Below are 12,880 nucleotides of genomic sequence, written 5' to 3'. Positions count from 1 at the left end.
ACAAGCTAAGTTTCTACGACAAGGTTGGATGGAGAATAATCTACCTAAACTATTTCATAATATGGGTTGTACTTCTTTTATTTTGGATTGACTATTGGACTGGACCTTCATTGTTATGTGGCACTTAATAGCGACTCATACTATTTATGCTTTTCGTTATTTTAGGGCTTACTGATACTACTTTTAGGTTATCGGATATATATTTCAGTGTGTAGTAGAAAAAAGACATTTTTTCTACTACACATTCTAGCCTTCTTTTTTGTTTGGGGGTTACCTACTTACTACGGTATTTCCTAAAGAAATGAAAACAATATTGTTTGTCAAAAATTAAAATAATAGACTCACATCTAACCCCTTTGGCTAACGCAAAAGGGGCTTTTCTTCGTCTGTAGATTGGTGCTGAAAAGCTACTAGTAATTGAATTCATGAACTTTCCCTATAATAGTCAAATAAAACTCTTATACGAAAAATTTGTCTAGAAAATATATAAAACAACAGATCATGATACATATTTCTTGTCGAATATAAATACGTTGTGATGAATTGCTTCATTAGTCTTTTGAATATTAAATGTTTTCTTATCTTCAGGTAATCGTAGTACTTTTGGTAGTCGTGCTATTGCCATCTTTTCATTAGCAATGGCATAGTGACGATAGTATTCATTTAAGATTTCATTGCAGTCAAATTCTACGTAAACAATATTATCATTATGTTTTTTAGCTAAATTTATTATGGACAGAAAAAACTCATTTTTCGCTTCATTTTTTGAGTGTTCCACATCTTCTAAAGTATAATTTGGTGGGAAACCGACCTTTATTTTTTGCCAAATACTACCATTTTCCTTAGTTTCAAGATAAAATTTTAATTTTTCTTCTAATTGATTCAACTTTATCAGGTTCTGTTCAGTACTATCGAAAGCTTCCTTAACAATTGCAATTATTTCTTTAGAAGCATTAGTGAAATTTTTAATCTCAAATTTTTTATCCTCTAATGAATCATAAATCGTATCTAGAAAATATTTGAAGCTAATTAGCCTGGCAATCATAATTTCTACATTAGAAGAGTATGTAGCGATAGGTCTTAATTGAAAGTTTTGGAGATTATCTATAAGTTTATTAAAAATTTTAGTCAAATAATAAAATAAATAGTATCGATCATCACTATCAGTGACTGCATTATTAATTATATTAGGTAATTTATTCAAAATCGAAATTGTGATTTGGTGCTCATAGTCATTCATACGCTTACTGATATGATACTCTGTCTCTTCGCCGTCTTTTTTCAATTCTTTTTTGAGTAGAGGTATAATTTGTGTCTTACAGAGATGTTGTGCTTCTGCTATAAATTTGATGATTGTGTCTGATACACCAGCATCCAAAGTGTATAGTCGACTTGTACAGTATTTAACGTGTCGTATATAACGTTCTTCATCTATAAGCTCTTTTCTAATGACAACGTGTGTCAGATATACAAATAAATCATTACTACCGCCATCTTCATGTAAAAAACGTTTAATAGAATAAGGATTTTGTCTTGATTTGTCGGCAATACCTATTAAAAACCAGTAACGCTCACTTTCAATGACAAAGAACTTTTTACGCTTTGCCTCTCTTTTTATAATATCGGGTAATTTGTCTTGTTCCTGAAAGTCTATATCAGTAGAATCCCATGCGCGAAAGTCTCGCCCCTGAATCTTTTGCTTAATAAATACTTCTTTAAAGTATGTTTTTACGATATCAGTATTTAAGTGCCTTATACCAGGTTGTACTATAAGATTTACATTATCGATCCAAAATGCTAAATCGTACAAAAATGCTTTTTTTATACTTTCACGACTTTTTTGGTCTAAAATATGATCACCTATATCAATACGGTTAAGATAATCGATCATCGCCTCTACTTTATCAGCAAGTTCAATAGCATCATATGAATCCGGCTTGGACTCAATAAATTTCAACATCTGTATAGCAATTGCTTTTAGCTCTCGATGACGAATTGCTGTTTTAGATAACAAACTTCTCAAATCATCTGGAATAATATAAGTAAAATTTGGGCTAATGTTCCTTTTTGATAATATTTTTTCGTACACACTTTTACGACTGGGTATATCGAGCTGCGGCAAAATACTGATAAGAATGGTTTTCCAGTTACCACCTAATGCTGGGTCTATCGATTTTAATTGATAAACTTGGTATTCTGAGAGCTCATACACATACATATTACAATTTCCTTTACAGAACTAATGTTTGCACAAATGCTCGCTATCTTAGCATCTATCAAATAACTATCACAGCATCTTTATTTCTCAGGCAGCTAGTTTAATAAACTAAGGCAAGATTATGACTACCTCAAAAGTAACCTACCAAGGTAATTTACGCACCCAAGCTATCCATTTACAGTCGAATAATAAAATCATCACTGATGCGCCGACGGACAATCATGGTAAGGGCGAAGCGTTTTCTCCGACTGATTTGCTAGCGACCAGTTTGGGCAGTTGCATCTTAACGATTATTGGTATCAAAGCCGAAGCGATGGATATCGATATCTCAGGTACGACCGCAGAAGTCACCAAAGTCATGGCTGCCAAACCAAGACGTGTGAGTGAAATACATGTCGTGGTCAATTTTTCAAAAGCATTGGACGAGAGCACCCTAAAACGATTTTATAAAACCGCGTTGACCTGTCCAGTAGGCAATAGCTTGGATCCTGCTATCACACAAAACTTAGTGTTTAACAATGGCACAGAAGCCTAATATGTCTACTAAGACTTTACTCATCGTCGCTCATGCGCCATCGCCTAATACCCAGAAATTGGTGCAGGCAGCCTATGACGGTGCGAATAATCCTGATATAGATATCAACGTCATTTTGAAATCACCGCAGGATACGCAGCCTGAGGATGTGTTGGCTGCTGATGCGTTACTGCTAGGTACGACTGAAAATCTAGCGTATATGACAGGGCTGACCAAGGATTTTTTTGATCGTTGCTATTATCCCGTGCTAGAAGAAAAGCAAGGTATGCCGTTTGCGGTATATATACGGGCAGGGCATGATGGTACAGGTACCAAGCTTGCGCTCAAAACGATTACAACGGGGCTACGTTGGTCATGGATTCAAGAGGCGCTGATACTACAAGGCGATTGGCAAGACAGTTTTGCTGAGCAAGTAGAAGAGCTTGCTATGACGCTTGCTGCTGGGGTAGAGGCAGGTATTTACTAGTAGTCTAGTTGTTTGGCGGGCATTAGGTCAGTCATAGACAGTGCTTGTTCATCTACTGCTATCAATACTGAGAGCATAACAAACGGTCTGGGAGGATAGTGATGCATGACAATAATCTGGATAGTGATAATTCAAATAGTAAAGTAGATATTTCTGCATTGCCGTTTTCTCAAGCGTGTGAAAATAATAAGCAGCCTATTCTAAAAGTACTTCAAACAGAGCTACAAGGCTTTAGTCATGTGCTAGAGATTGGCTCTGGAACGGGACAACATAGCATTTATTTTGCGCCTAATCTGCCTGAGGTCCAGTGGCAAACGAGTGATGTGATCAGTAATCATCATCACATAGCAGCTTGGCACAATGCTTATCCTGCACCTAATTTATATTTTCCATTGGCATTTGATTTGAATACAGATGCAATACCTGTCAGCAGTCGCGCAGATAGGCACTACGATGCGATATTCACTGCCAATACCTTGCATATTATCAGTTGGGTTTTGGTCAAGCGCTTGTTTGCATTGGCTGGTGAGGCACTACCTACTAACGGTAAGCTGATTGTATATGGCCCATTTAATGAGCATGGTAAATATACCAGTGAAGGTAATCAGCGATTTGATACGATGTTGAGAGCAGGTAATGCCAACAGCGGTATTCGTGATAAGGAAGATGTAGTCCATTTAGCAAAATCGAAACACTTAAAACTTGTAAATACTTATACAATGCCTGCTAATAATCAGCTGTTAGTATTCCAAAGGCATTAAATACCAGATAATTGACGCTGCAAAAAAGCACCTCAATAGATCATTGCTAGATCTTTATTGAGGTGCTTTTTACATCTACTTATTTGATTTGCGCAGCTATATTACTTATATTCTTCTGCTAAAAAATCCAAGTAGCGTTTCCAAGAGCGCTGATCGGCGCGAGCGTCATATCTATCGCTGCCAAATACGCTAAAGGCATGTGGTGCGCCACTATAAGTGACCATCTCATGAGGTACTTTGGCTGCTTCTAAGGTCTTGCCCAAAGTCGCAAAGCTCTCTAGCGAGACAGATTGGTCAGCAGAGCCATGGAATACTAGGATTTCTCCCGTAGTTTTGTCATAACTTTGACCAGTTGGAATATCAAAGGCACCGTGGAAAGGTACAAAGGCTTTTTGCTCAAAGCCTGAGCGTGCTAGCTCTAACGCGACCGTACCGCCGAAACAATAACCCATGGTCGTGCCTTTACGCACATCATTGCCTTGTAGTTGTCCTGCCGTCAGTGCTCCTGCCAATATGCGGCGCATTTTATTACGATCATCATATAGCTCCCCAGTTAGGCGTTTGTTTTCTTCGATAGAAGTAGGGCGAATGCCTTGTCCAAACATATCGGCCGCTAATACATTGTAGCCTTCAGCCGCTAACATATCAGCACGTTTGCGCTCATAGTCAGTTAGACCGTCCCAATCATGAATCAATAAGATAAAAGGTGCATTAGCTTTGTCCGCCTTGGCGTAATAGCCTTCGTATGCTTTATCATCGACCGTATAGGTAACGCTCTTGGTCGTGATAGCAGCAGCTGTTTGACTGAACGTTAATGCCATTAGACCCATTGATGCGCCTACTAGCAATGAGTGATAAGGTTTTTTAGTCGGGGAGTTTAGAGTTGGTAACATGGTAGGTGGCCTTATAGTTATATAAAAAATAGTCGCATCATCAAATCCCTATAAATCCGCTACATTGTCATCCTCGCTAACTATACCAATGTATAACTTGCGCTCGGTTTTCTTGTATCGAAATTATCTGAATTCAACGATATAAAAAAGATAAATATAAGGCTAAAACCCTGCCAACTTATTTATCAATAATCTCTAGTACTGCATAAAAAGAATACCTTAAAGAATAACTACATTACAAGATTCTATTGTTAACGTTTATGCGCCTTTAAGACCAACTAAAGTAGTCGCTTTATGGCGTCTATAGACCTTAACCAAACATCAACAAGGTTTACTATATACGCAACTATATTTGACTTATTTTTTGGGTAGTATAAGGCCTAAGCCTATTATTCCTTTACGAATTTTAGTGCGGTATCAATTTAACGTTAAGCAATGCTGAAAACACAGATAAATAAATGACAGATGAAGTCACCACTATCTCAAAGGATATCAAACCTGTGTAGGCACTCTTTTAGTGATTTAAAAGAGCACTCTCAATCTATTAGCTAGGACTTTTTATGAATAATAATATCGATCATACTGACCCCGCCAAAGACATGAATACGGAACGTGGCAATGGTGGTGAAACCCATCAGCGCGCAGGTGACGACACCAAAGTATTAACTACGCAACAAGGTGTGGCCATCGCTGATAACCAAAACTCTCTAAAAGCAGGCTCACGTGGGCCAACGCTGTTAGAGGATTTTGTATTACGTGAAAAAATCAATCACTTTGACCATGAGCGTATCCCTGAGCGTATCGTCCATGCTCGTGGTAGCGCAGCACACGGTTATTTTGAGCTAACAGAGTCACTAGAAGAGTATACGACTGCCAAAGTATTGACCGAAACAGGTAAGCAAACGCCATTGTTTACGCGTTTCTCAACGGTAGCGGGTAACAAAGGCTCAAAAGATACGCCACGTGACGTGCGCGGTTTCGCTGTAAAAATGTATACGGAAGAAGGTAACTGGGACATTGTTGGTAACAACATGCCAATCTTCTTTATCCAAGATGCGATGAAGTTTCCAGATTTGATTCATGCGGTAAAACCAGAACCAGATCGTGGTTTCCCGCAAGCAGCTTCTGCTCATGATACGTTTTGGGATTTTGTCTCACTAAGTCCTGAAACCATGCACAATCTAATTTGGCTGATGAGTGACCGCGGTCTACCACGTAGCCTACGCATGATGGAAGGTTTTGGTATTCATAGCTATCGCTTAATCAATAAAGACGGTAAGAGCACTTTTGTACGTTTCCATTGGAAGCCAGTATTGGGCGTACAGTCAACCACGTGGGATGAAGCAGTGAAAATCTCGGGCGCTGATCCTGATTATCATCGTCGTGACTTATTTGAGTCAATCAACAACGGTGACTATCCTGAGTGGGAGTTTGGCGTACAGTTATTTACTGAAGAAGAAGCCAATGAGTTCCCATTTGACCATCTCGATGCGACAAAACTGATTCCAGAAGAATTGGTACCAGTAAAAGTCGTGGGTAAGATGGTATTGAACCGTTATCCAGATAATTTCTTTGCAGAGACTGAGCAGGTAGCATTCTGCCCATCGCATTTGCCACCTGGTGTTGATTTTAGTAATGACCCATTATTACAAGGTCGTTTGTTCAGTTATCTAGACACTCAGCTATCACGTTTAGGCTCGCCAAACTTTGCCCAGATTCCTATCAATGCACCGAAATGCCCGTTTGCTAATAATCAGCAAGATGGTCATATGCAAATGCAGGTGCCTAAGACACGTGTACTCTATGAGCCACAAAGCCTAGATCCAACTCGTCCTCGTGAAAGCGCTAAACGTGGTTTCAACTCATTCCATGAGCAACTAGATGATGGCGTAAAAGGTCGCGTACGTGACGAGAGCTTTGCCGATCACTATAGTCAGCCACGTATGTTCTACCGTAGTCAGACAGCAACTGAGCAAGCCCATATCGCAACCGCTTATGCGTTTGAGCTAGGTAAAGTAGACACAGCCCATGTACGTACGCGTATGCTTAGCCATTTGATCCATATCGATGAAGACTTGGCCAATCGCGTAGCAACGGCCTTGGGTATGGAGCTACCAGAGCCAGCTGACGCGGCTGCACCTGTTCAAGACTTGGGAATCTCTAAAGCGGTACAAACTATTGGCCTAACGCCTGATAGCCTAAAAGGTCGTATGATTGGTATCTTAGTTGCAGAAGGTTCTAATAGTAGTGAAGTTAAAAAGTTCGAAGATGCTGCTAAAGCGCAGGGTGCTAGTGTCAAAATCGTAGCGCCTAATAAAGAAGTCGTATTGGATGATGGTACACGCATACAAGCTGATGAGCGCCTTGCTGGTGGTCCATCAGTGATGTTTGATGCCGTCGTTAGTATCATCATGCCTGATCAAGCTAAAAAGCTCGCAAAAGACAGCTCTGCGTTAGATTGGTTCAATGATGCGTACAATCATTGCAAAGCCATCGCCTATTGTGGTGCGACTGATGAATTTATCCTAAGTAAACTACCAGTTGAAAAAGACGAGTTTGTGACGCCATTGGCTGAGTTAGATGCCTTTATCAGTAATGCTAAGTCTCGTCTATGGGAACGTGAGCCAAAGGTTCGTGATCTTGCATAGTCGATGAGTAGGTAATTTACAAATTATCTAAGATAACAAATAAGATATTAAGTGTTTCCTTAAACCCAGCCTAAGCGCTGGGTTTTTTGCTTTTTACTAATAAGGTGAGAGTTATCATGGATAGAATTATATAGGCGGTTATGAGTAGTAAGTTGTCCATAGTTAATTGTTAGCCGCATCGTCTCTTTATGTCGCCTTACTCTTGTATATAGTCACAAGCGTTCACTCAAAGTCGTTTTATTTGTGGTGACGGGCGCTATACTAAAGATTGGCTATAAAACTGAACAAAAGCCTCACAATAATAATGACGAATGAGGTAGGGAACACCAATGAGTCTATGTGAAATTGTACGCTTAGAAGGATATATCCAGAGTAGTTATCTGGCAGTATATCCAGATAAAATAATGCTGTTAGATGGCTGCTGCCGTGCTGATGTGCCGATGGTGCTTGACTATATTAAGACAACGTTAAAACGACCCATTACTGACCTAAAAGTAGTAGTGGTCACGCATATGCATCCGGATCATGCAGGCGGTGCGAATAAGTTTCGAGAAAAGACAGGCTGTCTGATTGTCTCAGCTGATAAGAAAAAGCAGTGGTATAGCGGTATTGGTGGGCGCACGATGCACTTCGTAGATATACATCTAGGATATTATGTGGCCAGACGTCAAGGTAGGCCATTTAAAAACCTATACTATTCGGCAAGTCTAAAACTAGATATCACTGTCACAGATGGTGAGATTGTGCCACACTTTGATGAGTGGCAAGTACTAGAGACGCCAGGTCATACGGATCGTGATTTGTCTTTGTTTCATCTGCCCAGTCGCGAAGTATACACCGCTGATTTAATCATTAAATTACGCCATAAGTTCGTAGCGCCATTTCCTGTCTATTACCCAAAAGCTTATGTTCAATCGCTAAAAAAAATCAGGGCATTGCAACCGTCAATGGTGATGATGGCACATGGTCGAGAGCTAGCGATGAGTGAGGCAGAGTTCGATGAGTTTATTGCTCATGCACCTAAGCACCCACGTACCATCAAAGATACGATCAGACACAAACTACTATGGCGCAAGAGAGATAACTTTAGACTATTTAAACGTAAGCATAATAAATAGAGGTATATAAAAGTTAAGAAACTAATAGCTAAAAAACAACATTTAAAAAGCCCAGACGAAAAAAAGCCCAATTACTAAGATAGTAACTGGGCTTTCTAAATATGGTGGGCTGTCCGCGACTCGAACGCGGGACCAATTGATTAAAAGTCAACTGCTCTACCAACTGAGCTAACAGCCCTGAAGAGTATATAAAAAAGCGATGCTTTTTAACTCTACAAGAGAAAATTCTAACTAAAGAACTTTCTAAAATTAAACATCTTAACGATGTCTTTTAAACTTATCTTTATTAGTCTACTACCGGATAGGGTAGAACGACTAATAAAGATTAAACTAAATATGGTGGGCTGTCCGCGACTCGAACGCGGGACCAATTGATTAAAAGTCAACTGCTCTACCAACTGAGCTAACAGCCCTAACGTTTAAAGTGTTTGTATCCCTAAACGTGAGAGCACATTATATATATTATTATGACAATTACAACCCCACATGATAAAAAAAGTGTAATTCTCTTATAAAATCGCCAATTTATTCCAGTTTCTTTAAATTTTTGCCATTATATCGATATTGACTGCTCTATTTTTGGCTAAAGCGAGTCAATAATCGATTATTAGTCTCGAGAAAGTGCTTCAACAGGATCTAATTTGGCGGCATTACGTGCTGGCAAGAATCCAAATACTATGCCAATTAACGTCGAACAAACAAAAGCAGCAATAATAGAGGTTGATGAATAGATAACTTTGAAATTATCACCACCCACGCTATTAATCAGCTCACCAATGGCAAAGGCCAGTCCAATACCAATCAGCCCTCCTAAAATACAGACCAGAACGGCCTCGATGAGGAACTGCTGCATGATATCGCTTTGACGTGCACCTACTGCCATGCGCACGCCAATCTCGTTGGTGCGCTCGGTGACAGAGACGAGCATGATGTTCATGACACCAATACCGCCGACGATCAGTGAAATAACCGCGACCGATGAGATAAGCAATGTCATCGTACCTGTCGTCGACTCGATCGTTTGACGGATAGAGTCTGAATTTCGTAGCTCGAAGTCATCTTTGCCATGGCGACTCTCTATCAAGTCAGAAATGGCAGTCTCTGCGGCACTAGAGGAGATACTGTCATCTAATAACGCCACAAAGCGGTCTATATTGGTACTACCGGTGACGCGCGACATCACCGTCGTATAAGGCATATAGATAGTAGGCGTCGTTACACTGGGACCAAAGCCACCGTCGCTCTCTTCAAGTACGCCAATCACGCGTCCAGGCACACTACCAACCAATATTACCTCGCCAACAGGGTTATCAATATCTGAGAAAAAGGTCTGTTTAGCGTTGTCATCGATGATGATATCTTGACTACGTAATGTAATGCTTTTTGCATCAAACCCTTGGCCCAATGTTAATGTCTCACCAGTGACGGTTAGATAGTCTTCACCAACGCCATTGACGGTAGCATCCTCTTGTATATTACGATAGCGGACACTAGAGCTGGCATTTACCTGAGGGCTGACACTGATAATATAGGGCTGATTGCCGACCGCCTCTGCATCTTCTGGTGTCAAATTGTCATCATTATAGCGGCGTCTAGGATCGCCTCTAGGGTAGCCATCATTGACGGTAATGGTATTGGTACCTAACGAGCTGATATTGGCAAGGATTTGCTGCTGAGAGCCTTGTCCAAGACCTACGATAGATACGACTGCGGCAATACCGATAATAATGCCGAGCATAGTTAGTAGAGTACGCATCTTATGCGCGCGCATGGCAAGCAAAGACATTTTGAAAGCTTCAAGCAGTCGATCAATAAAACTACCAAAGGCACTTTTTCGATGCTCGCCAAGGATAGATTCTGGTTTTTTGTCTGTGTGCTTATAATGCTCAGTTTGATAGTCAGCGATGACATGGCCATCTTTGAGCTCAATCACACGCTCCGCTTGTGCTGCTAGTTTTGGATCATGAGTGACCATGATAATGGTATGACCTTGTGCGCTGAGGTCATGCAAAATCGCCATGACATCTTCGCCAGACTTACTGTCTAGGGCACCAGTTGGCTCATCTGCTAAGATAACATCGCCACCATTCATCAGTGCACGAGCGACAGAAACACGCTGCTGCTGTCCACCTGAGAGCTGATTGGGACGATTGTTGACCTTATTGCCAAGGCCGAGGTCAGTTAGTAGCTTCTCAGCACGATTGGTGCGTGCCTCGGTATCCATGCCCGCATACACGGCAGGGACGGCGACGTTGTCTTTGGCACTGATATCACCAAGCAAATGATAGCGCTGAAAAATAAAACCAAAGTGCTCACGGCGCAGTTCTGCTAGCTGATCGGCATCAAGCTTACGGGCGGATTGACCATAAATCTTATAATCACCAGCAGTGGCTTGATCTAGACAACCTAAGATATTCATCAAGGTGGACTTACCAGAGCCTGATTGTCCAATGATAGCGACCATCTCACCTTGGTGAATCGTCAGATTGATATCATGCAAGACGCGAATGGTTTGCTCACCAGCAGGGAACTCTCTGATAATGCCAGACAACTCCATAATGGGCTTGCCTGGTGCAGGGTGATTAACGGTATTGGTTTTTGCCGGATTATTCAAGTTGTTTAAGTTATCTGAGCTGTTTGAAAGATTAGCAGAAGTGTGTGACCCTAAGTTTTGAGCCGTGCTACTTTCAGAGCTATCTTCACTCGACGGTTTAGGAGATTGAGATATAGTCATAGCAGTGTCTTTAATAAAGGCTAATAAGCGTTATAGTGTTGTTATGAAAGGGCTGCTATGTTTTTAGCAAGCCTTTCTTACTCAACATAGTCAAAGCACAAGTTACATTTGAGGTCCACCAGGTACGCGGCCGCTATCTGATTTCTTACCGCTCTCTTCACTGATGATTACTTCTTCCCCTTCTTTCAAACCACTTAAGATTTGCGCATTTACTCGGTTATCAATACCGACTTCTACTGTACGCTCTTCTACGGTTCCGTCATCTCTTAATACACGTACAAACTTGCCGGTGGCTGCTTTGCCTTTTTCTTTACCTTTAGCTCGCTTTTCTTGTATCACTGTTGATGGTACTAATAGAGTATTTTTGGCTTCGTTGACGATGATATATATCTGTGCCGTCATATCGATTCGGAATAAGCGGTCAGGGTTTGGTACTTCTACGTAGCCGACGTAATAGATAGCAGCGTCTGTCGAGCTGGTGCTACTGATCTGCTCTGGGGCAGGTTCGATAGCGGTTAATGTCGCATCATACTGTTTGTCTGGATTACCGATAATATTGAAATAAGCAGGCATACCAGCACTGACGTTAATGACATCAGCTTCTGAGATTTGCGCGTTGATACGTACGGTCGATAAATCTGCTAACGTCACCAATGTGGGCGCCGTTTGGTTAGCATTGACCGTAGTACCTTGCTCAGTCGTAATAGAAACGACGGTACCTGATATCGGGGCGCGAATCGTGGTATAGCTCAAATCTTCTTCAGCAGTACTGACGTTGGTTCGTGATTTGCGTAATGCTGCTTGCTGACTGTTGATATTGGCTTCAGTGGTCGCAATCGCCGCTTTTGCTGTATCGATAGCCGCACGCGCATTGGCAACGGCTGCTTTTGCGGTCTCAACACTGGTCGCTTGGGTGTCGTATTCTTGCTGCGAGATAGCATCGATAGCGACTAAGTCTTGCAAGCGTGCAAAATCAGACTGTGCTTGTTTGAGCTCAGACTGACGGCTGGCAAGGTCGGCATAGGCACTTTTCAGACTGGCTTGTTTGCTTAACGATTCTGCTTGCGCACTTTGTAGCGCGGCTTCGCTTTGTTCAAGACTGGCTTGTTCATTGCTCAGGCTGTTCTTCTGAGTCACTTGATCAATCTGCGCAATCAAATCGCCTTGTTTGACTTCGTCACCGACTTCAACATACAGGCGTTTTACTTCACCAGATACCTGTGCCCCTACATCGACGGTGTTTAACGCTTTTACTTTACCGGACGCCATGACATTGTTTTCAATATCACCGACTTCAATGGTTGCGGTTAAATAGTTAGGTGTGGTTTCTTCTGGTTTTAAAAAAGTATAGGCCAAAGCCCCTAATGCTACGATAATCAAGGTGATGACACCCCATTTGATAGCAGACTTTTTGCTTATTTTGCGCATGACAACAATCCAATCACAATTAAATCAAGTGTAGATATAGTAGAGACTTCATCTACAAAAGGGAATGGAAATTAGTTTA

9 protein-coding genes and 2 tRNA genes are annotated in these 12,880 nt (G+C 41.1%); 5 read left to right on the top strand and 6 right to left on the bottom strand.

Translation table 11 applies throughout. The features are described 5' to 3' along the window. Positions 1 to 499: 499 nt before the first annotated feature. Complete coding sequence (locus tag ACI2IW_RS02985) at positions 500 to 2,218, bottom strand: hypothetical protein (protein ID WP_404692587.1); 1,719 nt, start codon at positions 2,216 to 2,218, stop codon at positions 500 to 502. Between the two features lie 121 nt (positions 2,219 to 2,339). On the opposite strand from ACI2IW_RS02985, the gene ACI2IW_RS02980 reads away from it, so the two are divergent. The 3 genes from ACI2IW_RS02980 (at position 2,340) to ACI2IW_RS02970 (ending at position 3,980) form a co-directional block, all read left to right on the top strand. Then, on the top strand, positions 2,340 to 2,753 hold the full coding sequence (locus ACI2IW_RS02980) for an OsmC family protein (RefSeq protein WP_404692586.1): 414 nt from the start codon (positions 2,340 to 2,342) through the stop codon (positions 2,751 to 2,753). Position 2,754: 1 nt separating this feature from the next. Further along, positions 2,755 to 3,219, top strand: coding sequence for a flavodoxin family protein (locus tag ACI2IW_RS02975; protein ID WP_404692585.1), 465 nt, complete (start codon positions 2,755 to 2,757; stop codon positions 3,217 to 3,219). A 101-nt stretch (positions 3,220 to 3,320) separates the two neighbouring features. After that, the gene (locus ACI2IW_RS02970; protein ID WP_404692584.1) at positions 3,321 to 3,980 is read left to right on the top strand and encodes a DUF938 domain-containing protein; all 660 of its coding nucleotides are present in this window, start codon (positions 3,321 to 3,323) and stop codon (positions 3,978 to 3,980) included. A 101-nt stretch (positions 3,981 to 4,081) separates the two neighbouring features. Here the strand turns inward: ACI2IW_RS02970 and ACI2IW_RS02965 are convergent, their stop codons facing one another. Continuing rightward, the gene (locus ACI2IW_RS02965) at positions 4,082 to 4,873 is read right to left on the bottom strand and encodes a dienelactone hydrolase family protein (RefSeq protein ID WP_238053299.1); all 792 of its coding nucleotides are present in this window, start codon (positions 4,871 to 4,873) and stop codon (positions 4,082 to 4,084) included. Positions 4,874 to 5,433: 560 nt separating this feature from the next. Between ACI2IW_RS02965 and ACI2IW_RS02960 the strand changes: the two genes are divergently transcribed. Together ACI2IW_RS02960 and ACI2IW_RS02955 are read left to right on the top strand one after the other, a co-directional pair. Then, on the top strand, positions 5,434 to 7,521 hold the full coding sequence (locus ACI2IW_RS02960) for a catalase (RefSeq protein ID WP_404692583.1): 2,088 nt from the start codon (positions 5,434 to 5,436) through the stop codon (positions 7,519 to 7,521). A gap of 329 nt (positions 7,522 to 7,850) precedes the next feature. After that, positions 7,851 to 8,639, top strand: a complete 789-nt coding sequence (locus ACI2IW_RS02955) for an MBL fold metallo-hydrolase (RefSeq protein WP_404692582.1) — start codon at positions 7,851 to 7,853, stop codon at positions 8,637 to 8,639. 102 nt (positions 8,640 to 8,741) lie between these two features. Here ACI2IW_RS02955 and ACI2IW_RS02950 read toward each other — a convergent pair. The 4 genes from ACI2IW_RS02950 to ACI2IW_RS02935 all read right to left on the bottom strand — a co-directional run bounded on the left by ACI2IW_RS02950 (position 8,742) and on the right by ACI2IW_RS02935 (position 12,801). Next, a tRNA-Lys gene (locus tag ACI2IW_RS02950) sits at positions 8,742 to 8,817 on the bottom strand. Between the two features lie 159 nt (positions 8,818 to 8,976). Continuing rightward, positions 8,977 to 9,052, bottom strand: a tRNA-Lys gene (locus ACI2IW_RS02945). A gap of 194 nt (positions 9,053 to 9,246) precedes the next feature. Further along, positions 9,247 to 11,196: a MacB family efflux pump subunit gene (locus tag ACI2IW_RS02940; RefSeq protein ID WP_404692600.1), complete on the bottom strand. Its 1,950-nt coding sequence runs from the start codon at positions 11,194 to 11,196 to the stop codon at positions 9,247 to 9,249. A 279-nt stretch (positions 11,197 to 11,475) separates the two neighbouring features. Next, positions 11,476 to 12,801 (bottom strand): efflux RND transporter periplasmic adaptor subunit, encoded by a 1,326-nt coding sequence (locus ACI2IW_RS02935; protein WP_404692581.1) that lies wholly within the window; start codon positions 12,799 to 12,801, stop codon positions 11,476 to 11,478. Between the last annotated feature and the right edge of the window lie 79 nt (positions 12,802 to 12,880).

Origin of the sequence: Psychrobacter sp. NPDC078501 (assembly GCF_044900935.1) — a bacterium.
Taxonomy (GTDB): Bacteria; Pseudomonadota; Gammaproteobacteria; order Pseudomonadales; family Moraxellaceae; genus Psychrobacter.
The sequence above is the reverse complement of the archived record's forward strand: the minus strand, read 5'-3'. Positions and strand labels throughout refer to the sequence as shown.

What these genes read in the sequence shown, in the direction of transcription:
- ACI2IW_RS02985 (WP_404692587.1), bottom strand. Translation starts at nt 2,218, where the DNA reads ATGTATGTGTATGAGCTCTCAGAATACCAAGTTTATCAATTAAAATCG.
- ACI2IW_RS02980 (WP_404692586.1), top strand. Translation starts at nt 2,340, where the DNA reads ATGACTACCTCAAAAGTAACCTACCAAGGTAATTTACGCACCCAAGCT.
- ACI2IW_RS02975 (WP_404692585.1), top strand. Translation starts at nt 2,755, where the DNA reads ATGTCTACTAAGACTTTACTCATCGTCGCTCATGCGCCATCGCCTAAT.
- ACI2IW_RS02970 (WP_404692584.1), top strand. Translation starts at nt 3,321, where the DNA reads ATGCATGACAATAATCTGGATAGTGATAATTCAAATAGTAAAGTAGAT.
- ACI2IW_RS02965 (WP_238053299.1), bottom strand. Translation starts at nt 4,873, where the DNA reads ATGTTACCAACTCTAAACTCCCCGACTAAAAAACCTTATCACTCATTG.
- ACI2IW_RS02960 (WP_404692583.1), top strand. Translation starts at nt 5,434, where the DNA reads ATGAATAATAATATCGATCATACTGACCCCGCCAAAGACATGAATACG.
- ACI2IW_RS02955 (WP_404692582.1), top strand. Translation starts at nt 7,851, where the DNA reads ATGAGTCTATGTGAAATTGTACGCTTAGAAGGATATATCCAGAGTAGT.
- ACI2IW_RS02940 (WP_404692600.1), bottom strand. Translation starts at nt 11,196, where the DNA reads ATGGAGTTGTCTGGCATTATCAGAGAGTTCCCTGCTGGTGAGCAAACC.
- ACI2IW_RS02935 (WP_404692581.1), bottom strand. Translation starts at nt 12,801, where the DNA reads ATGCGCAAAATAAGCAAAAAGTCTGCTATCAAATGGGGTGTCATCACC.